This window comes from Clostridium sp. C8 (genome assembly GCF_001010885.1).
GTDB classification, from domain to species: Bacteria; Bacillota; Clostridia; order Clostridiales; family Clostridiaceae; genus Clostridium; species Clostridium sartagoforme.
The window spans coordinates 1-22,350 of the sequence record NZ_LBMX01000038.1 but is presented as its reverse complement, the minus strand read 5'-3'; the positions used below and the strand labels follow the sequence as shown (position 1 = coordinate 22,350).

20 protein-coding genes are annotated in these 22,350 nt (G+C 26.0%); 5 read left to right on the top strand and 15 right to left on the bottom strand.

Going from position 1 to position 22,350, the window contains the following annotated elements; genetic code table 11:
* The 3 genes from AAT22_RS05215 to AAT22_RS05205 all read right to left on the bottom strand — a co-directional run.
* A partial coding sequence (locus tag AAT22_RS05215; RefSeq protein ID WP_052953911.1) for a WG repeat-containing protein occupies nucleotides 1-1,356 on the bottom strand: 1,356 nt, incomplete at its 3' end.
* Nucleotides 1,357-1,545: 189 nt separating this feature from the next.
* Nucleotides 1,546-2,925 carry a dihydropyrimidinase gene (gene hydA / locus AAT22_RS05210; protein WP_047000478.1) on the bottom strand — a complete coding sequence of 460 codons (1,380 nt, stop codon included), beginning with the start codon at nucleotides 2,923-2,925 and terminating at the stop codon, nucleotides 1,546-1,548.
* A 292-nt stretch (nucleotides 2,926-3,217) separates the two neighbouring features.
* Nucleotides 3,218-4,165 carry a hypothetical protein gene (locus AAT22_RS05205; RefSeq protein ID WP_047000477.1) on the bottom strand — a complete coding sequence of 316 codons (948 nt, stop codon included), beginning with the start codon at nucleotides 4,163-4,165 and terminating at the stop codon, nucleotides 3,218-3,220.
* A 158-nt stretch (nucleotides 4,166-4,323) separates the two neighbouring features.
* Here AAT22_RS05205 and AAT22_RS05200 point away from each other — a divergent pair, with 158 nt between their 5' ends.
* Both AAT22_RS05200 and AAT22_RS05195 read left to right on the top strand, forming a co-directional pair.
* The gene (locus AAT22_RS05200) at nucleotides 4,324-5,994 is read left to right on the top strand and encodes a DUF2207 domain-containing protein (RefSeq protein ID WP_047000476.1); all 1,671 of its coding nucleotides are present in this window, start codon (nucleotides 4,324-4,326) and stop codon (nucleotides 5,992-5,994) included.
* A gap of 191 nt (nucleotides 5,995-6,185) precedes the next feature.
* Nucleotides 6,186-7,079, top strand: coding sequence for a DUF1002 domain-containing protein (locus AAT22_RS05195; protein WP_047000475.1), 894 nt, complete (start codon nucleotides 6,186-6,188; stop codon nucleotides 7,077-7,079).
* Nucleotides 7,080-7,219: 140 nt separating this feature from the next.
* Here the strand turns inward: AAT22_RS05195 and ybaK are convergent, their stop codons facing one another.
* Nucleotides 7,220-7,687: a Cys-tRNA(Pro) deacylase gene (ybaK, locus tag AAT22_RS05190; protein WP_016209026.1), complete on the bottom strand. Its 468-nt coding sequence runs from the start codon at nucleotides 7,685-7,687 to the stop codon at nucleotides 7,220-7,222.
* A 313-nt stretch (nucleotides 7,688-8,000) separates the two neighbouring features.
* On the opposite strand from ybaK, the gene AAT22_RS05185 reads away from it, so the two are divergent.
* Nucleotides 8,001-9,152 carry a double-cubane-cluster-containing anaerobic reductase gene (locus tag AAT22_RS05185; protein WP_016209025.1) on the top strand — a complete coding sequence of 384 codons (1,152 nt, stop codon included), beginning with the start codon at nucleotides 8,001-8,003 and terminating at the stop codon, nucleotides 9,150-9,152.
* 8 nt (nucleotides 9,153-9,160) lie between these two features.
* Complete coding sequence (locus AAT22_RS05180; protein WP_047000474.1) at nucleotides 9,161-9,931, top strand: acyl-CoA dehydratase activase; 771 nt, start codon at nucleotides 9,161-9,163, stop codon at nucleotides 9,929-9,931.
* A 37-nt stretch (nucleotides 9,932-9,968) separates the two neighbouring features.
* On the opposite strand, the gene AAT22_RS05175 is transcribed toward AAT22_RS05180, so the two are convergent.
* The 3 genes from AAT22_RS05175 to AAT22_RS19255 all read right to left on the bottom strand — a co-directional run bounded on the left by AAT22_RS05175 (nucleotide 9,969) and on the right by AAT22_RS19255 (nucleotide 13,240).
* Nucleotides 9,969-11,993 carry an ATP-binding protein gene (locus tag AAT22_RS05175; RefSeq protein WP_047000473.1) on the bottom strand — a complete coding sequence of 675 codons (2,025 nt, stop codon included), beginning with the start codon at nucleotides 11,991-11,993 and terminating at the stop codon, nucleotides 9,969-9,971.
* A gap of 223 nt (nucleotides 11,994-12,216) precedes the next feature.
* Entirely contained in the window at nucleotides 12,217-13,083 is an 867-nt protein-coding gene (locus tag AAT22_RS05170; RefSeq protein ID WP_016209020.1) for an SDR family oxidoreductase, read from the bottom strand.
* On the bottom strand, nucleotides 13,076-13,240 hold the full coding sequence (locus AAT22_RS19255; RefSeq protein ID WP_172655003.1) for a hypothetical protein: 165 nt from the start codon (nucleotides 13,238-13,240) through the stop codon (nucleotides 13,076-13,078). The genes AAT22_RS05170 and AAT22_RS19255 overlap by 8 nt, the downstream gene beginning before the upstream one ends.
* A gap of 144 nt (nucleotides 13,241-13,384) precedes the next feature.
* Between AAT22_RS19255 and ilvA the strand changes: the two genes are divergently transcribed.
* On the top strand, nucleotides 13,385-14,584 hold the full coding sequence (gene ilvA / locus AAT22_RS05165; RefSeq protein ID WP_016209019.1) for a threonine ammonia-lyase: 1,200 nt from the start codon (nucleotides 13,385-13,387) through the stop codon (nucleotides 14,582-14,584).
* 63 nt (nucleotides 14,585-14,647) lie between these two features.
* Here the strand turns inward: ilvA and AAT22_RS19250 are convergent, their stop codons facing one another.
* From AAT22_RS19250 to AAT22_RS05130, 8 genes are all read right to left on the bottom strand, one after another.
* A complete protein-coding gene (locus AAT22_RS19250; protein ID WP_172655002.1) occupies nucleotides 14,648-14,800 on the bottom strand; it encodes a hypothetical protein in 153 nt (50 codons plus the stop codon).
* A 69-nt stretch (nucleotides 14,801-14,869) separates the two neighbouring features.
* The gene (locus AAT22_RS05160) at nucleotides 14,870-15,382 is read right to left on the bottom strand and encodes a hypothetical protein (protein ID WP_047000472.1); all 513 of its coding nucleotides are present in this window, start codon (nucleotides 15,380-15,382) and stop codon (nucleotides 14,870-14,872) included.
* Between the two features lie 228 nt (nucleotides 15,383-15,610).
* Nucleotides 15,611-16,339, bottom strand: coding sequence for an HAD-IB family hydrolase (locus AAT22_RS05155; RefSeq protein ID WP_016209016.1), 729 nt, complete (start codon nucleotides 16,337-16,339; stop codon nucleotides 15,611-15,613).
* 108 nt (nucleotides 16,340-16,447) lie between these two features.
* On the bottom strand, nucleotides 16,448-18,112 hold the full coding sequence (locus tag AAT22_RS05150) for a ribonuclease J (protein WP_047000471.1): 1,665 nt from the start codon (nucleotides 18,110-18,112) through the stop codon (nucleotides 16,448-16,450).
* A 90-nt stretch (nucleotides 18,113-18,202) separates the two neighbouring features.
* Entirely contained in the window at nucleotides 18,203-19,711 is a 1,509-nt protein-coding gene (locus AAT22_RS05145; protein WP_016209013.1) for a DUF1846 domain-containing protein, read from the bottom strand.
* 173 nt (nucleotides 19,712-19,884) lie between these two features.
* Complete coding sequence (locus tag AAT22_RS05140) at nucleotides 19,885-20,817, bottom strand: hypothetical protein (RefSeq protein WP_047000470.1); 933 nt, start codon at nucleotides 20,815-20,817, stop codon at nucleotides 19,885-19,887.
* 73 nt (nucleotides 20,818-20,890) lie between these two features.
* Nucleotides 20,891-21,220: a hypothetical protein gene (locus AAT22_RS05135; protein WP_016209011.1), complete on the bottom strand. Its 330-nt coding sequence runs from the start codon at nucleotides 21,218-21,220 to the stop codon at nucleotides 20,891-20,893.
* Nucleotides 21,221-21,298: 78 nt separating this feature from the next.
* Nucleotides 21,299-22,195, bottom strand: coding sequence for an HD domain-containing protein (locus AAT22_RS05130; protein ID WP_047000469.1), 897 nt, complete (start codon nucleotides 22,193-22,195; stop codon nucleotides 21,299-21,301).
* Between the last annotated feature and the right edge of the window lie 155 nt (nucleotides 22,196-22,350).

The window sequence follows — 22,350 nt, the reverse complement described above, 5'->3', positions numbered from 1 at the left end:
ACTAATGCGACAGCTCCATATTTCTTTATCTGTAATTATAAATTGTTTTTGTACATATATATCATCATCTGGTGGATTGAAAATTGATAATTTCATTAATTCTATATTTAATTGATTTTGAGCCTCCTTATTATTCATTCCATAAATGGTAGGCATATATATTAAATAGTTTATATTTGGTCTATATTTTTCAATAGAAATTGAATAAACCTCATTTAATTTTATTTTTTTATTAGGTCCATAAATTATTTTATTATTTTTATCCAAATAATAAATATAATAATCTACGTAAGCTTGCACTATATCTCCCAGTAAATATAATTCACCACTACCTAAAAATGAGGGTAAATTATTTAATTCTTTCCCATCTTTATTTATAAAAAAAGTTTTTCTTGAATCTGATACTGATGCTATTCCATCTAAAAAATTATTTACTTTAAAAAACTTGAACTTTGTTAAAATAATTCCTTTGTCATCACCAACGGCATAAATAATTCTACTTTGTAATTTAGTTTTTCCTATTGGTAATCCTAATGCTAGTCTTCCTTCTCCTAAATATTTGATATCACTATATATTTCTCCATAAATAGGATGACCTAACTTATCTATTACTCCATATTTATCTATTTCATCAGATGTACTAACTATAGAAATTCCATCAATAAATTCTTTTGCATATGAGTAAATTGGCTGAATAACTATTTTACCATCCCTACTTATATATCCATAAGGACCTCCTAATAATATAGAAAATACCATTAGATCATTTCCATATGAACCTACATATTCATAATTATAAGTATTTATAATATTACCTTTAGTATCTATTAATGAATACTCCATATCTTTGATTTTTACCAATGCATAATTTTCATTAAAATCACTTGCTTCAATATATTTGGCTTCATAGGCTACATCCCCATTTAAATTTAAATAACCATATCTACAGTTATTTTTATATATTTTCCCCATTACTGCATATCCATTTTTATAGTTGCCTATATAATCATATAATACATTATTCAGCTTATTTCCTTTTTCATCTAATATTCCCATAGAGGTATTTTCCACATAAATACTTCTACCTTCTGAATATGGATTTATTAAGCTATATTCAGCATTAACTATATAAGTACCTTCAGAATTGATAATCCCATATCCTCCTTCTTCAGTGATAATGGCTAAACCATATTGGTTAAAATTATATGCATTCATAAATTTAAAAGGAATAATTTCTTTTCCTTCCTTATTTATATATCCATATTTGTTTCCATCTATAGTGATTTTAATTGCAGGATACAATTCAACTTTTCTATTTTTATCTTTTTCCTTTGGTTTATATTTACTTTTTTTCATGTAACCCCTCTAGAATCTATTAATAATATTTATTATATTTGTACATTTACATATTCGACACAATAATTTTAAACATTTAGTTTTAATAGATTTTTTAAAAAGGGAGAAAATAAAAAGAGGCTCAACACTACTTTAGTGCATAGCCTCTTTTTGTAAAAATATAACTATAAAATTAGAGATTATTTATATTTATAAGCTTATTTTTCTTTTTATAAATTTACCGTTACCTTTTTTTCCTATAAAATTATTATCCTTCACTATAATATTCCCTCTTAAAATAGTATAAATAGGATAACCCTTTACTTTTATTCCTTCGTAAGCAGTATAATCAACATTTGAATGTAAATCTTTTATTGTTAATTCTTTTTCTATAGTTGGATCAATTATAACTATATCTCCATCTGACCCTACTTGTATTGAACCTTTTTTAGGATATAATCCGAAAATTTTAGCAGGATTTGTACAGCAAACTTCAACAAACTTATTAATGTTAATTTTCCCTTTCATTACTCCTTCTGAAAAAATTAATGGTATTCTTTCTTCAATTCCTGGTGCTCCATTAGGACATTTTGTAAAATCATCTTTTCCAAGCTGCTTATCCTTATTAAATGCAAAAGGACAATGATCTGTTGCTATAGTTTGTATATATCCATCCTTAATTCCTTTCCATAAGGAGTTTATATCTTCTTCTTTTCTTAAAGGAGGGCTCATGATATATTTTAAGCCTTCATTATTTTCTAATTCATATTTGCTATCATCTAAAACTAAATATTGAGGGCATGTTTCTGAGTATATATTCTGCCCTCTCTCTCTTGCCATTTTTATATAGCTTAATCCTAAATTTGAAGATAAATGAACTATATATAAAGGTGAATCACCTGCCATTGATGATAAATTTATCATTCTGTTTACAGCTTCACCTTCTGCTTCTACTGGCCTACTTAAAGGATGATATTTAGGAGTTTTTAATCCATTTTTCACATAATAATCCTTTAGTACCTTTATGCTGCCATGATTTTCACAATGAACAGTAGTAACTCCATTAAGTTCTTTTAATTTATTTAGTACTTTTAATACTTCTTCATCATTTACCATATAGTCATATGTTAAATAAACCTTAAAACTTGGGATACCTTCATCCTTTACTATGCTTTCCAATTCCTTAAGTATTTCTTCATTTACATGTTGAATTACTCCATGAAAACTATAATCTATTACTGCATTATTATCTGCATATCCATGATATACATCTACTTGATGCTTTAAGTTACATCCCTTAGGTCCAAAGCCCATATGATCAACTATTGTAGTGGTTCCACCACAAGCTGCTGCAACTGTTCCTGTGTAAAAATCATCATTTGCAACTGCAATTCCTACATCTAAGTTTAAATGGGTATGAACATCTACCCCACCTGGTATCACATATTTACCCTTAGCATCAATTACTTCATGTGCCTCTTCATTTATACAAGTACCAATTTCTTTTATAATGCCATCTTCAATATATATATCACCTATATATGTTTCACTTGCTGTTACAATTGTTCCATTCTTTATTAGTAATGACATTAGCTTCACTTCACTTTCTTATATTTAAATAATATAGCTTTTCTTTACATTATTTATTATATATAAGCAATGAATATGCCAAGTTATATTTAATTATAATAACACATTTTCTAAATATAATTTGATATCAATTTGAGAACTAGTTATCATTTTGATAAAGATTTATGCTGTGTTAACTAGAAAACTTTCGCGTAATATTAAATTATAGATATATATTTAATATTAGTATTATTCTGCAACATCATCTTATTATTTTAATATTATGAGATGTCTACTTTATTTAATATTTATATTATCTTAAGATTGATTGAGCCATTCTTCTATAAGTATGTCTAATTCCTCTTATTGTTACTGAAAGTGCCATGATATTTTCAGGCAATGCTATTCCAAAAGTTCCACAATCTCCAATATGTTGAATATCAGCTCCTGCCATTTTTGAATTTAAAGCTATTTGTTCTATTATGCTTTTACTTGCACCTTCTTGTGATGTTCCTATTGTAGTCATTGCAAGAGCATTATTATCATGAACAAGAGTAATTATTTTCTTTGCTAAATCTAAATCATATCCTGGGACTGTTCCTGGGGCTGGGATTAATATAACATCTGCACCACAGTCTATAAAACTTTTTATAGACTTTTCATCATATATATTCCCACTACCTGCTCCATGCATTTTTCCTGCTATTATTAAAGTGCTATCCCCTAATACTTCCTTAGCAAGCTTTATTCCATCACAAATAGTTTTTTCTGTAACTCCTGTATTAGGATTACCTGTTATAACTATATAATCAAATCCATATTCTTTAACTTTATTAAGATTTTCTATATTCAATCTATACCCTCTTTCATAAGTACTTCCTTCTGGTACAGGCTCTAAGTTTACTCCTATCATTCTACCAACTAACTTTTTAATATTCTTTATATAATCTTTATTAGTTAAGTTATCTCTAATTTGCTCTCCAATTTTATTAGCTAAATTATCTATTGATGAAAGTAAATTAGCTCCACCATCTATACCAAAAATAAAAGGTTTTTCAAAATTAAATGTATTTAAAGTAATCATATCAGCTCCAAAACTTGCAGCAAGTTCTAAGTTAGATACCTCCCTTATATATGGAGTATAGCTAATAATAGTTTCAGACATAACAGTTCTTCCTTCAGACTTACTTATTATATCCTTTAGTGTGTTTTTATTTAGATTTTCAATATCACTTGTTGTTAATTCAAATATTCTTTTCATAAATTTATCCTCCCTTATGATTATTATATATACTATTATATAGCATTTATTTTATAAATGAAAACGTCTAACAAAAGAACTTTATCTTAATACTATTTAGTAATATGGAGAAAATACATATTATATGATATTCTAGTAAATATAAGGGGGTAGATATTATGAAAAAGCTAACTTACACTTTAATTTTATTATTTTTATTTACAATTCCCATAACTGTATCTGCAGATACTAAAAATTATTCAATTGATAGGTTACTTATAAATGCAGAAATACAAAGTAATGGGGATATTATTGTAAATGACGAGTTTTCTTATACTTTTAATGGTGATTTTAATGGTATTTATTTGAATCTAAATTTAAATGGATCCAGCGGTTATTCAATTAATAACGTAACTGTCGAAGATAAGAATGGAACTTATGCTTTGAAAGAAAAAAATGATGAGTCAAATAATAGCTATGAAATTATAAATTCTAATGATAAGCTTCAAGTTAAAATTTATTCTAAAAGTAGTAATGAAGAAAAAAAATTTAAAGTTGAGTACTTAATAAATTCTGCTGCTATAAAGTATGTAGATTTTAGTTCTTTAAATTGGAGTTTTTACACTGCATCAAAAGAAAATCCTGTTAATAATATTGAACTAAATATAAGTTTAAATTCAGCTAACTTTAATGCTAACAATTTATATTATACTGTTTACGGTGATGGAAATTTTAATACTGAAACATCAGAAAATAAAATTAAAATTGCTGGTGAAAATTTAACTTCCGATTTAGGAATTGATTTAAAATTTCATCCTGAATTTCTTACGATTCCAATAGCAGAAAAAAATAGTGATTCAAATATTTTTGATGGTAATATACAAAATTATGGAGAAAAAGATTCTCCTAGTGTATTATTACCGATACTAATTCCATCTTCACTAATTATTATAATAGCTATAACTTTTTATCTTTATAATAAACGATCAAAAAGAATTTTCAATGAAGCTTTAAATGAATATAGATCAAATTTTATTTTTACATCAGATGATGTATTGCCTTATCCGCCTTCTAATACAAGTCCTGCTTTAGTAGCATATTTATATGATAAAAATAATATTGATTTATCTATAGTTCCTTCTACTTTAATGTATCTTGCAAATAAGGGATTTTATAAGTTAGATAGTACTTTATCAAATGGAAATGAACTTGTTACTGTTAAGTTTAAAAGAATAAAAGATAGTTCCAAATGTGAATATTCACATTTAAAAGTTTTAATGGATTGGTTTAAAACCTATGAAGATAATAAAAACGAATTTTCATTTGACTCTATAAAAATAAAAGTTGATGAAAGTAAAAATATAGCTAAAAACTTTTATAATTCCTACTGGGATTTTATAAATGAAATAAGACTAAATGGAAAACTCCATAATTACTATATAATTATAAAAAATAAAGAAGTATTAAGTAACGATGCTTATAATGAATATCTTCAATGGTGTGCTTATAAAAAATATCTATTATCATTAATAGATAATAAAGATATAAATAATATAAAAGAATCAATAATATATGCTTCTGCATTAGGAATAAGTAATTATGATTTAGAAATGGATTTAACTGATTCTAAAGAAAATTATTCTTATGACAATAATTTTAATAATACTTTTTATAGTTATTATATTACTAATGCATTTCTATTTAATGAAATACACAATATTGCAGATAATAATCATAATAGTAACTCTAATTTTAATAATGGGCTTGATTTTAGCAACAATAGCTTTAATGATTTTTCATCTGGAGGAGGCTTCTCTGGTGGTGGTGGCGGAGATTCTGGAGCCTTTTAAATTTAATTACTTTATATTCTTTAAATATATTATAAAAGATATGGGATATTTATACATAAGTAATAATCCTATGTCTTTTTATTTTAATTTTTTGTTAGTAAATTCTTAAATAAATCTTAAAGGTCTTCTATTTTCTAACTTACTTTAATAATATTAAAGTAAAGTATTTTATATTTTAAAAGGAGATTTTTATGAAAAAGAATATACTAAAGCTAATTACATCATGTACTATTGCTTTTTCTTTATTTAGTTTTACTGTACAAGCTCAAAATAAAGAAAGAGTTACTTTTGGGATTGACTTAACAGATGCACAAGAAGTTCAAATGCTTAAAGAATTTGGTGTTTCAGAAAATGAAGTTAGTGTAGATAGAATAACTAATAATGATATAATCAAACAGTTAGGTCTTGATCCTAACGATAAATCAAATTATGAAGGTGGTTGCTACTCTTCTTCTTATGTTAAGATTACTAATAACGGTGGAATACAAGTACAATCTAATAATTTAACTGAAGTTACTTCTCTTATGTTATCAAATGCATTAGTTACTTCTGGGATAACTAATGCTGAAGTAAAAGCAGGCTCACCTTTTCCAGTCACAGGTACTTCTGCATTATCTGGAATATTAAAAGGTTTTGAAAGTGCTAAAGGTGAAGAATTATCATTAAAAAACAAAAAAGCAGCTCAAGAAGAAATTGAAACCACTTCAGCTCTTGGAGAAGAAATTGGATATGATGAAGCCGCTAAAGTTATTAATGATGTAAAAACAAAAATAATAAAGGAAGCTCCAAAAAATAGTGAAGAAATTTCTAAGATAGTTGAAGGTATTACAAATAACTATACAGTAGAAATATCTGATGAGCAAAAAGAGCAAATAAAAGCTTTAATGACTGACATAAATGATTTGGATATAGATTATAGTACTGTTAAGGAAACTTTAAAGAATATAGGTAATCAAATTTCAGAAGTTCTAAAAAACTCTGGTAAAGATATTCAAGATAGTAGCTTTTTCCAAGGAATATTTGCTGCAATAGGTAATTTTTTCTCTAAGCTATTTGATTCAATAAAGAATATAGGTAATAATTAATTAAGCTTTTCACTAAAATAAAAGGATATATCACTAACGTATTTTAAATACGCTAATGATATATCCTTATTATATTAATTCTAATACCCTATAATGATATTTTATATTTATATTTTAAATAAATCTTATAATTAAATTATTTATACTAAATCGGCTAACTGAACTCTAATAACCTTCTTAAGATCATCTAAACTTAATTCTACTTGATATCCTATTTTACCAGCACTAAAAATAAATGTTTCAAGATCTTTAACTGATATATCAATCGTAGTAATAAATTGTTTTTTTGTTCCGATTGGCGAGCATCCACCATGAACATATCCAGTTAGAGGTAATAAATCTTTTGATTTTATCATTTCAATAGATTTTTCACCAACACTTTTAGCCGCTTTTTTTAAATCTAATTCTTTTTCTACAGGTATTACAAATATATAATAGTTTTTTGATTTACCTGCTGTTACAAGAGTTTTAAAAACTTGTTTAGGGTCTTGCCCTAGAACACTAGCTACCTCTACTCCACTTATAGCATCTGTATTTACATAAGAATAACTGGTATATTTAATTTTCTTTTTATCTAAAATTCGCATTACATTTGTTTTTTCATCCATAAAGTATCCCTCCAAACAATATAATTATATCATTTTATAAAAATATTACCATTTTCTTATAAAATACAACTTTTTAATAAAAATAACTTAATTAAGTTATTAGATTAAAAAATTATTTCTTATAAATAGTAAAATTTAATATATATAAGGTATATCTTATTAAAACGTTTTCCTGTATGTAATTTCATGTTAAAATATCAATATACTAGTAAATTTAAAATACTATTTTTATTTTTAACTGTATAAACTATATTAAGTAAACATATTTTATGTTTACTTAATATTTATTAAATTATAAGGGAGATTGAAATTTATGAAAATACAAAAAGAATTACCTGAAATTTTTGAAACCTTCGGAGAAATTAGAAGGAATTCATTCATTACGGCAAAAGAACAAAAAGAAAAAGATATACCTCTTATAGGAGTATTTTGTACCTACTTTCCTCAAGAAATAGCTTTAGCAATGGGAGCCTCAACTGTCTCTTTATGTGCATCTTCAGACGAAACCATTCCAGATGCTGAACAAGATCTACCACGTAACTTATGTCCATTAATAAAATCTAGTTACGGGTTTGGTAAGACAGATAAATGCCCATTTTTCTATTTTTCTGATTTAGTTGTTGGCGAAACAACTTGTGATGGAAAGAAAAAGATGTATGAATATCTTTCTGAATTTAAGCCTGTTCATGTTATGGAACTTCCAAATTCTCAAAGTGAAGATGGTCTTAAGCTTTGGAAAAATGAGATTATAAAATTAAAAAATACTTTAGAAAAACAATTTGATACTGAAATTTTAGAAGAAAATATAAAAAAAGCCATAAAAATAAAAAATAATGAAAGAAAAGCTCTTAAAGAATTTTATGAATTAGGAAAATTAGATCCTGTACCAGTAACTGGAGTTGATATTTTCAAAGTCTTAAATGGGACAACTTTTGCTTTTGATAAAGAAGCAATACCAAAACAATTAAATGAACTAGTTTATAAAATTAAAAATGAATATGCAAGTGTAAAGAAATATGAATCTAAGCCTAGAATTTTAATAACCGGTTGTCCCCTTGGAACAGCAACTGAAAAGGTTATTAAAGCTATAGAAGAAAATGGTGCTTATGTTGTTGCATTTGAAAATTGTAGTGGTGCAAAAGCTATTGAGGACTTAGTAGATGAAGATAATCCTGATGTATATGATGCATTAGCAAAGAAATATTTGTCTATTGGCTGCTCTTGCATGACTCCTAACCCAAATCGTATTAAACTTCTTGATAAGATGATTGATGAATATAAAGTTGATGCAGTAATTGACGTAATCTTAACCGCTTGCCACACTTATAATGTTGAAACCTTATCAATTAAAAGATTTGTTAATACTAAAAAAGATATTCCTTATATGAGTGTAGAAACAGATTTCTCTAATGGTGATATTGGACAACTAAATACAAGAATGGCAGCATTTATTGAAATGCTTTAGGATATATTATGAATATTTACACTTTAGGAATTGACTCGGGTTCAACATATACTAAGGGAGCTATATTTGATGGCGAAAAAATAATCAACACCTATAAAATAAGAACATCGGCCAAGCCAAAGGAAAGCATTTATTTAGTTTATAATAAACTTTTTAGTAAAGATATTAAATATACCATTACTACTGGTTATGGAAGAAATTTATTAAAGGAATCTAATAAAACAGTTACTGAAATAACTTGTCATGCTCAAGGTGCAGCATTTTTAAATGAAAAAACTAGAATTATTATAGATTTAGGTGGACAAGATTGTAAAGTAATACAACTTGATAATTCATTAAATGTGATAGATTTTATTATGAATGATAAATGTGCTGCTGGAACAGGAAGGTTCATTGAAGTTATGATGCGTATTCTTGAAGAAGATATTAGTAATATAGATGAGTTTGTTAAGGATAAGAATAAAGTTAATATTTCTAGCATGTGTACAGTTTTTGCTGAAAGTGAAATTATTAGTCTTTTGTCAAAGGATGTAGCTAGAGGGGACATAGCCTTAGGAGTTATTGATTCAATTGCTAAAAGAACCGCAAACTTTGCTAGAAGATTAAAATTACAAAATGATGTATTTTTTACGGGTGGACTTGCAAATTCAAATTCATTTAGAAATATTTTAAGCGAGCATTTAGACCTTGATGTAGTAACCGATGAATTAAGTCAATATGCAGGAGCAATTGGGGCAGCTATTATAGCCTATAAAAAATTTATGAAATCTATAAAATAAAAGAGAACCAAAATTTGGTTCTCTTTTATTTTAATTTTTATTCAAAATATATATTGGAAAACTCAATATCCATTGTTTGAATCAACCTATTATCCATAAGATTCATATCTACTACTTTAGTTTCTTCTAAAACTTTTTTATCTGGAAGCAAAATTCTAAAATTACTACCTACTCCCGTATCACTAGTTAATTCTATTTTCCCACCCATAGCATTAACTAATAATTTTACCAAGCATAAACCTATTCCAGTTCCTTCTGACTTTCTCGTCAGCTCATTATTTACCTGACCAAATCTATCAAAAATAACTTTTTGTTTTTCTTTAGGAATGCCTACTCCTTCATCCTTTACATCTATACTTATAAATTCACATTCATAACCTATCTTAACAATTACCTTTTTCCCATTTTTAGTGAATTTTAGAGCGTTTGATAGTAGGTTTAGTAGTATTCGTTCATATTTTTCATCATCTATTGCTATAACTTTTTCATTAAAATCACATTTAAATTCTAAGTTTATATTTTTTCTTGTTGCAAAGCTCCTTACAGATTCTGTAATTAATCTTGACATACTTACAATATCATAATTTCTTAAATTTATGTTTAAATATCCTGATCCTGCTTTTGTAATGTCTAAAAGGTTATTTACAAGTCTTAGTTGCTGTAAAACACTCAAATTTATTTTATCTATATAGTTTTGTACTTTTTCAGGTAAATCTTTCTTATATAGAAGATTTATTAGTTGAGTTGTTGAGCTCATCACAGTTAAAGGAGTTCTAAATTCATGGGCAATAAATGAAAAGAATTCCTCTTGAGTTTTTAAAATTGTTTCTAGTTCCTTCTGATATCCAATTTTATCTGTTATATCTATTCCTACTTTTACTACTTCACGAATTTTGTTATTATCATATATAAGCTGATAAAAAGTTTCTATATATCTTTCTTTTTTATTAATTAATGTTTTAATTGTACTACCACTAATCATAGTTTTCTTAGATTTTATTATATTTATTTTTTTCTTATCATTATAAGGAATTTGCATAAATAATTTATCACTACATTTATCAATCTCTAATATTTCTTCCTTAACCTTTTTATTATAATGTATTATATTAAAATCTGGATAAGAAAATCTACAAATCAATAAATCTAAATTATCTATTATATTATAGAAGCCGTCTCTTTGTTTTTCTAGACATTTTTCGACTTTTAAGGAATCATTTAAACACCTTATACTAGATACAGATCCAATTATATTATTTTCTTTATCATATACAGGATTACTGCTTATATCTGTTTTTATAGTTATATCTGGTCTTTCAACTATAAGTCTCATACTTAATATCTGTTGACCTTGCAGGGCTTTAAAATTGGGTAAATCAATTAAAGAAATTTTGTTTCCCTTTAAATCATAATAATTAGTATGTGCAAGAGTTTCTCCTATATAACTAACATTATTATTATATATAAATTTCCTTGCAGCTTTATTAAAGTATTCTATTTTGCCATCTTTATTTGCTAAAAATATACCATCACTAATATTATCAATTATATTTTTATATTTATTATTTTCCTCTTGTAACTCTTCCTTCTCCTTTTTAAGCTTTTCTATTTCTTTTTCCATCCTTGTATTGTTTAACACATCTTTAGTTACATTTATAAAAGTTATTGTTAGATATTTTATTGTATTATTTTTTATTATTGGATTTACTATACATTTTAAATATTCGGAACTTCCATTAATATTATGAAAATATATATATTCGGAACATTGCATTTCTTGAGTTTCAATAGATTTTTTCAGAATATCTATTAAAATATTATCTGCTCCTATTTCCTTTATTTCCTTTAATTTAAATTCCGAATCCTTTTTTATTTTTATACTACTATTATTTAATATATCTATATAAATTTGATTCGATTTTATCAATTTTAGTTCTGGAAAATTATAAACACCTACTGCTATCTTATTATTATTTAATAAATTATCTATAAAATATATATTGTCTACATTATCTAAATTTATATTAGAACTTTTTAAACAAAAATCAATTAAGTTACTCATATTTAGCCCACCCTCTATTTAATAATTAGTGTGAAATAGAAATTTATATATAATAACCAATATTATGATATCATACGCAAACATTTTTTACCATATTTTCTCAAGAAAATGTAATTTTTTTTACTATATCATATAAATTTGTTTTATATGATACTTTTATATGATACATAGTTAAATATTAAAAAGCATATTTAGATTTTATCTAAATATGCTTTTTAATTCTTTATGAATTTACTATTTCTCCACCATTAACATGAATTGTTTCTCCAGTTATGTAAGAAGCTCCATCACTAGCTAAGAAAACATAGCTTTCACCTAATTCTACTGGTTGTGCCGCTCTTTTCATAGGGCTTTGTTTGCCAAAACTTGAAACTTCAGTCATATCAAAAGAAGCTGGTATAAGAGGTGTCCATACTGGCCCTGGAGCAACTGCATTTACTCTTATATTTTTATCTGCTAAATTTAATGCTAATGATCTTGTAAATGAAGTTAAGGCTCCTTTAGTCATTGAATAATCAATTAATGTTTTATGTCCATGATAAGCCGTTACTGATGTTGTGTTAATAATACAATCTCCAGCATTTAAATGCTTTAAAACTTCTTTAGTTATATAAAAAGCTCCAAACACATTGGTTTTAAATGTTCTATCAAATTGTTCTTTGGTTATATCAGTTAATGCATTGCATACATGTTGTTCTGCTGAATTATTAACTAATATATTTATTTTATTAAATTCTTTTATAACTGTATTTACAGCATTAATACAAAAGTTTTCATCTCCAATATCTCCACTTATTAAAATACATTCACCATTTATATCTTCTATAAGCTTTTTAGTTTTTTCTGCATCTTCATGTTCATTTAAATAAATAATTGCTATTTTCGCTCCTTCTTTTGCATAAGCTAAAGATACAGCTCTTCCTATTCCACTATCACCACCTGTTATTATTGCAACTTTATCTTTTAATTTATTTGATCCTTTGCATAATTCTTCTATTTTATAAATAGGATTAGGATTCATTTTTTCTTCTATTCCTGGTTGTGCATTTTGATGTTGTGGAGGAAACTCCTTTGGAAAATTATTAATCATCTTTTTTCTCCTTAATACTATAATTATTTTTGAAATTTGAATTGCTTTCTATAGTTTCTAAGTAATTAGTTTTACTTATTATATTGTTTTCAAATTCCTTTACAGCATTTTTTGTAAAATTACCAATATTATTTAAATCATTGTAAACTTCCTTCATAATCACTTCTCCTTTACTTATTTATATACTTATTTTTTATTATTTAATCGCTAAATATACTTTTAAATAAATTTAAATTCTTCATATATTTGTAAAGTAGTGCTATAATAATTTTATTACAAAAATTACTTGAGGTGGAAGCTTATGCATTTTAAAAAAATTGAGGAAACAAGAGAAAAAATTAAAGATGTAATTAATAAAACTCCTATTTTATACAGCCCAACTTTTTCAAAACTTTCAAATTGTTCAGTTTATATGAAATGTGAGAACTTACAAGTTACTGGAGCTTATAAAATACGAGGGGCTCTTAATAAGATACGCTCATTAAGTGATGATGAAAAGTCTAAAGGAGTTGTTTGTTCTTCGGCTGGGAATCATGCTCAAGGAGTTGCTTATGCTGCTGAATTATTAGGAGTTAAATCAACAATAGTTATGCCAAGGACTACTCCTTATCTTAAAATACAATCTACTAAAGACTTTGGTGGTGAAGTTGTATTGTATGGTAATTGCTATGATGATGCCTTTTTAAAGGCTAAGAGTATTGAAGAAAATAATAATTCAGTATTTATACATCCGTTTAATGATATAAATGTTATTTACGGACAAGGTACAATTGCTTTAGAAATTTTAGAAGAAATGCAAGATGTAGATGTAATATTATGTCCAATTGGCGGTGGTGGATTAATAAGTGGTATTTCATTAGCTGCAAAAGAAATTAATCCTAAAATAAAGATAATAGGAGTTCAAGCAGAAGGTGCAAATGCTATGGAACAAAGCTTTAAAAATGGAAGTTTAGTTTCTTTAAATTCAGTTAATACCATTGCTGATGGTATAGCTGTTAAATGCCCAGGAGATTTAACTTATAGAATAATTCAAGAATATGTTGATGATATAATTACTGTTTCTGACAAAGAAATTGCTGAAGCATTTTTAATATTGTGTGAAAAACATAAGTTACTTGCAGAAGCTTCTGGAGCTGCTTCTCTCGCTGCATTAAGAAAACTTAATATGAAAGATAAAAAGATTGTTCCTATAATTAGTGGCGGAAATATAGATATGATTACTATCTCTTCTTTAATTAATGACGGATTAGTTGAAAGAGGTAGATTATTTTGTTTTTCTATAGAGCTTCCTGATACCCCTGGACAATTACTTGAAATATCTAAAATTCTTTCAGAACTTAATGCAAATGTAGTTCAGCTTGAGCATAACCAATTTAAAGCCTCAAATAGATTAAAGAATGTCTTGTTAGAAGTTACTGTTGAAACTAATGGTATTGAGCATATAAATTTAATTAAAGAATCTTTTACAAACATGGGTTTTAAAATAAATCAAATGTACTAATATAAATAAAAAAACAACTTAAGTTAAAGCTATACTTTGTTTCTTAAGTTGTTTTTTATTTGATTATTTAAATTTTCTTTTAGCTTTTTTCATTTTCTTATATAATTTAGCATTTTGAACAACATCCATAAAATCTTCTGCCATCTCCATTACTAAATTACTTTTCATTCTTTTTCTTTTAAAATTTCTTTTCATCTTTTTCATTAGTTTATTCATATTTAATCCCTCCTAAGGTTTTACTTTACACTTATAGTTTGCCCTTAAGAGTCAATTTTATTATAAAATTTAAACTATACTAGTTACTATAGCATTTATAAAATCTTCCTTTTTAGAATTTAAATATTCACCATAATAATCATTATTTATATCATTATTAATTTTAATTATACTAGATAATATAAAATTATTTATATCTATTTCATATCTAAGTTCTATTTCATTTTTAATACTTATAAATTCTTTTATGCCACCATTTTTTCTATATTTTCTAATTAAGGAATCTAAATAAGTATTATATTCTTTAATTTTAAAAGCTATTTTTTGAACATATTTTTTCTTATCTTTTATATAGCTTTTTTCATATTCTAATTTTAATTTTAGTAATTCTAAAATAGAATACTTTTTCCCTAAAACTTCTATACATGAATATTCATTTTGAAAAGCACTTTGCAGTATAAAAAGTGCCAATTCATTATCACTTCTTATACTTTTTAAAAATTCTTTTCCCCCTGCTATTTCAATAGCCTTTTTTAGCTGCTTTAGCTTTTCTTCTATAAGTTTATTATCAATAGTTATCATAGTACTCCCCTTTGTTATATTTTGCAAAGCAAAATAGTAAAAAGTGAAAGAGTTAAGAGAGAAAAAAGTTAATGAACATCTCCCTCAGTCAATCTTCATTATCGTTACACTCAACTTCACTAAGTATTCAATGCCTTGCAACGACTAAATTTAAGTTTTGCACAGCAAAACATCCTTACCTTTTCACTCTTTCACTATTAACTTTTCACTTAAAAATTGCTTCGCAATTTATAAAATGTTTATGCAATTTATATCTAAATTATAAGTTACATCTTTACGTTCTACAATGATTTTTATCTTTTCTTTTATTTCTTCATCTTCCATAACTTTGCTTAAGAGTTCCTTTGTTGGATTTATTGCATATGGTATACCTACTGATTTGAACATACTTATATCTCCCGATGTATCTCCATAGGCATAGCTTTTACTTAAATCAATATTATATTTTTGTTGAAATTCATTAATTGAATTTAACTTACTTTCATGATCCCACATAGGAATTACATCACCACTATACTTATTATTATTATCTAGTTCATAAACTGTTCCTTTATAATCATCCATATTATACTTCATAGACATTTCTTTTACTAATTCACTTGGAGAGCCTGATATTGCAATTACTATATGTCCTTGATCTTTGTGCCACTTTATTCTTTCTCTACTAAAAGTGTACACTCTATCTCCCTTTTGTTCTATAACTTTTTTAGCTATATAATCTATATGATACTTATCTATTCCTTTTATTGCTTCAACATAAACATCTACCATTTTTAGTAGATAGGTATCGTAATCACCTTGTCTTTTATCCCATTTTATGTATGAAGGTCTTACGTCTTTATACCATTTATTTTCGCTGACTAGTTCATATTTTATTATTTTTTTAAATACTTCTGTAATTAAACCTTCTCTGTATATAGTCCCATCAATATCAAAAAATGCTGCTACGTTTTTCATAAAACCCCTCCTATTTACTTTTTAATATCTATTATATATATGATTCAATTAAAAATCTACAATAATATTATATTAAAATAACTTATTATTGTAGATTTTTATCTTATATTAAATTTCCATAATTATTGGGATTATTGTAGGCCTTCTTTTTGTTTTGTCATAAATATATCTTTCTAAAGCTTTTTTAACATTTGTTTTAATTAAGTACCACTCTATAATTTTATCATCTAAACAATTTTGAAGTTCTTCTGTTGCAATTTGTTTTAACTCCTTAATTAGTTCTTCTGATTCTTTCACATATACAAAGCCTCTTGTTATTATATCTGGTCCTGCAATTATACTGTAACTTTCTTTTTCTATTGTTACAACAATATTTACTAATCCATCTTGTGCTAAATGCTTTCTATCTCTTAAAACAAGACTTCCTACATCTCCTACTCCTAATCCATCTACCAAAACAGTTCCACTAGTTACTTTGCCGCATATTTTAGCAGATTCTTGCTTTATCTCTAGTACGTTTCCAACTTCTAATATGAATATATCCTTAGATTCCATACCAAGACTAATTGCTAAATCTTTATGATGTTTTAGATGTCTATATTCTCCATGAACAGGCATAAAGTATTTTGGCTTTATAAGTGTGTGCATCAATTTTAACTCTTCTCTATAGGCATGCCCTGATACATGGACTTCTTCTAAATCTTCATAAATAACATCCGCACCTTTTTTAAATAACTGATTTATTACTTTTGAAATTAGTTTATCATTACCTGGTATTGGGGATGCTGAGATTATAAATAAATCATCTCTTTCTATTTTTATTTTTCTGTGGTTTCCAAAAGCTATTCTTGCTAAGGCTGCCATAGGTTCACCTTGACTTCCTGTTGTAATAATTGTTATATTTTCATTTGAATAATTTTTTATATCGTCTATTTCTACTAACATATCATCTGGAATATGAAGATATCCAAGTTCTTTTGCTGATTTCGAAATATTTTCCATGCTTCGACCTGAAAAAGAAACTCTTCTATTATTTTCTATTGACGCATCTATTATTTGCTGCATTCTATGTATATTAGATGCAAATGTCGCTACAATTATTCTCCCCTTTGCACTTCTAAAGATTTTTCTGAATGTGTTTCCTATTGATTTTTCTGACATTGTATATCCTGATCTTTCAACATTAGTACTGTCGGCCATTAATAAAATAACGCCCTCTTTTCCTATACTTGAAATTCTATTTATATCTATGACTTTTTCATCTATAGGTGTTAAATCTATTTTAAAATCACCAGTATGAAATATAACCCCAAGTGGGGTTTTTATAGCTAAACAGCAAGATTCTGCTATACTATGTGTACTTTGGATAAACTCAATGCTTATATTTTCTAAATCAACATTTTCTCCTGGATTTACACTAATCAAATTACTGGTTTCTATTAAGTTATGCTCTCTTAATTTATTTTCAATAATAGCTAAGGCCAATCTTGTTCCATATATGGGTACATTTAACTGTTTTAATATATATGGAATTGATCCAATATGATCTTCATGAGCATGTGTAATAAAAAATCCCTTTACCTTATCTTTGTTTTGAATTAAATATGTTATGTCTGGAATTATTAAATCTACTCCATACATTTCTTCATCTGGAAATGCAACTCCACAATCAACTACTATTATTTCTTCACCAGCTTCTATTGCTGTAATATTTTTTCCTATTTCTCCTACTCCACCTAAAGGAATAATTTTAACAGATAAATCATTATTCATTGAAAAACCCTCCTAATCTATTAAAAATAGTATTCCCTAAATTTTTAATTTAAATAATAAAAACCATCCTTTAAAAGATGGTTTTTATTACTAATTATTATAATATAAATTTTCACTTTGATATTCAGCATCACAAGTTATATCTATTCCAAGCCTTCTGAAGGTTTGTTCATCATTAGTTGGTATAATAGTTGTAGAGTGTGCTTGGCATCCCTTTAACATAGTCAGTTTTTCAAGGGCAACCTGTGCTGTAGGATTAGTTGCTGCACATATGCTTAAGGCTATTAATATTTCTTCACAATTTAAAACTGTATTATTTATTCCTAAAGTTTTCAATTTTAAATTTTTTATTGGTTCTAATATTACAGGTGAAATAAGATGAATTTCATCTGATATATTTGCAAGATGCTTTATTGAATTTAATATTACAGCTGCAGATGCATCCATTAATTCTGAGCTCTTTCCTGTTATTATATTTCCATCTTCAAGTTCTAATGCAACTGATGAGATCCCATCATTTTTCCCTTGCAGCTTTCTTTGTTTAGCTAAATAATCTCTTGCTGGAATTACAACATTTCTGTCAGTTTCCTTTAAGCTTAGTTCTTCCATAATTAACTTAGCTCTATCTGATGTTTCTTTATCTATATATCCTTTTTTATATTCACAAGTAGTTTTAAAATATCTTCTTATTATTTCTTGCTTAGAAGCTTCTTTTATTACTTCATCATCTATAATTCCATAACCAACTCTATTTACTCCCATATCAGTAGGAGATTTATATACTGATTCCTCTCCAGTAATTTTCTCAATTATTCTTTTTAATACCGGAAAACTTTCTATGTCTCTATTATAATTTACAGCTACCTTATTATAAGCATCAACGTGAAATGAATCTATCATATTTACATCTTTCAAATCAACAGTAGCAGCCTCATATGCTATGTTTAAGGGGTGCTTTAATGGAACATTCCAAACTGGAAAAGTCTCAAATTTAGAGTATCCAGCAACATTTCCTCTTTTATTTTCGTGATATAATTGACTTAAACAAGTCGCAAGCTTACCACTTCCTGGGCCTGGTGCAGTAACAACTACTATAGGCTTAGTTGTTTCTATATATGGATTTTTTCCATATCCTTCTTCACTTACTATAGTATCAACATCAGTTGGGTATCCTTTTGTAGCCTCATGCTTATAAACTTTTATTCCTCTTCTTTCTAGCTTATTTATAAAAACAGTAGTAGCTGGTTGTCCATCGTATCTTGTTATAACTACACTATTTACATCAAGTTCATATGTTCTTAAATCATCTATTAATCTTAATACTTCTAAATCATATGTAATACCAAAATCTCCTCTTATTTTATTTCTTTCTATATCTCCTGCATAAACACAAATAACAACTTCAACTTTTTCTTTTAATTTTTGAAGAAGCTTTATTTTAGCATTTTCATCAAATCCCGGCAAAACTCTTTTTGCATGTAGATCAAACATAAGTTTTCCACCAAATTCTAAATATAATTTATCATAATTATTAACTCTTTCTAGTATATATTTAGATTGTTCTTCAAGATATTTTTTATGGTCAAATCCTATTTTCATTTTATTGCCTCTCTTCTTTTATTCTTTATGTTCTTCACTAAAAACTAATTATACATTAAAAATTTTTATCTTTCTATAATAAGTTATATTAAAAGTATATGTTAATCTTTTTTATTAAAAATTATAGTTATATATTTTATAATGAATTATACAAAAAGCATATGCTTATTTTATTATATGCATATGCTTATTGGTAAAATCATTATCACTTTTCCTTTTATATTACATTCTGGTTTTTTAGGAAGAATTATATTATTTTCTTTTAATACCTCTAAATATGGATCTATTGAATCTATTACTTGTTGATAATATTCTTCTTGTGAAGTCTTTCGTAATAAGCTTATACATTTATTTTCATCTTCTTTTATCATCATTACCTTCCCAAATACTTTGCAAGAACAATGGACCAAATTAAACATATGTGCATGATTACTTAAAAAGTTATTTTCATTTATTGTTAAAAGTAATGATATGTCTTCATTTTGCATTAGGAGATCATGACTTCCTCTTGAAGTTATAGACATTCTTAATCTTTCTAATAACTTACATATTATATTAAAATTTAAATTTTTCAAGTTCTTTTTTTCTAATAAAGTGTTTAAAAAATCTGCCCCATAGCAGTTTATGATATAAATCAAGGTATCTATATAAAAAGGGAGTGATGTTTCTTTCAAAAACCCATCAACTTCTACATATTCCCCTTCCTTAATATTTCCACTTTCCATATCTTTATAGCTTATTTTTTTTACGTTTTTATTATCATACATCCTATTTAATAAACTACCATGAAGAGTAAAGATGGTACTAATTTTTTTAATTTCTTGTTCATTTCTATCAAAATCACGGCCTTCAAAACCTAAACTCCTATCACTCCCATTTTCATAATGATCATCACATCTTTCTTGTTTGGTTTTATAACCCTCTATCTTATCTTTTTTACTTCCAAAATCAGAGCCATTTGATTCCCTGTCACCTATCTTAATATTTCCTCCAATAGTTCTATCCTTAATTCTCCTATATGTTCTTATATCTATATATCCATTTAATATTACTGAATTTAAATTTTTTATTAAAGCTTCATCTAGATATACCAATAAGTCTAACATCAGTGTCCTCCTAAGATTATTATACTTTTACACCATATTATATTAGACTAGTAAATATTTAATAACTTAAATATTATTTTTTATTTTTTGATAAAATACTTTTTATTTCATTTAGTATATCTTTTTCATCTTCTCTTAATACAAGAGTACCTTTTTTATTACTTTCTATTATTTTTAATATAGTTACTTCATCTTCTAGTTCTTTTATTTTCTTATTTATTTCCTTTTTATTCTTTTTAGATAACTCTGATGAATATACTTCATTATTACATACTGAGCATTTTCCATATAACTTATTATAAGCTACTTTTCCTATGTTAAACTCTTTAATTTCTGTACAACTATCAACTTTAATATTTTGAATTTTATTGCATTTTTCACAAAAACATCTGTTTTCAAGCATAATTTCACCCCTAATATATTGTACCATATTAGAATATTATTTTTATCATAAAATTTTATCTAAGTCTTTATTATATATTTATATATATATTCTTCCATTTATTCTTTTGTCAAAGTCACTCCAACTTCCACTTTCTAAATCTTCGCATATTATATTTATTTTATTTAGAGTTGCATCAACATAATCTGCATAATGAACTATATATGCTTCCATGGTATTAGGCTCCTTTGGTGATCCAAACTCTTGCTTTCCATGATGTTGAACTACTATTGCCTTCAATCTATTTATAAAATCACTAGAGTATATTTCTTTATTGCTATTAAAGGCTTCATCTAACATACTTAACCCTATAACTATATGGCCTTCTAGCTCTCCTTCTAAGGTATAACTAAAGGGTTTATCATAATTCATTTCTCTTATTTTTCCTATATCATGTAACTTTGCTCCTAATATTGCAATTTCTTTATTTCTGCAATTATATCTATAAGCAAATTCACGTGCAAGTGAAGTTACTGCTAGTGTATGCTCTGCTAATCCCCCGATGTAATTATGATGGTTAAACACTCCTCCAATTGCTTTTTCAAACTTATTTAAAAATTCTGAGCTGCCAAAAAAATATTCATCAATTGTTTTTGCTTCTAAGCTTTTAAATTCAATTTTGCTTATTTTATTTAATTCATCCATTATTTCATTAATAGGTCTTTTCACTGATGGTAAATAATCTAAAATATCTATTTCTAAAACTTTTTTTATAAAATTAACTTTAAACTTTGGAGCTAATTTTCCTTTTACTAATATAACATCTCCTATATTTATTGATGCATTTATATTTTTTATATAAGCTTTTATTTCTCCAGAATTATCTCCAATAACTGCAATGAAATTATCAACTTCATAAGATATTATTTTTATTACTATAAAAGTACTTTCAATATTTTGATGCATTTTAATATCTTTTAAATATATCTTTTTCATATGTATCACCTCTATTTAATGCTTGTTTATAAATTATTATTAACTATATTTTTATAAAAATTCTATTTTACTAAACTCATATGCTTTAATTTTTAGTGTTTATGGAAATATAAAATAAAAAATTCTATAAAGTATAAAATGGACCCTATATAGTA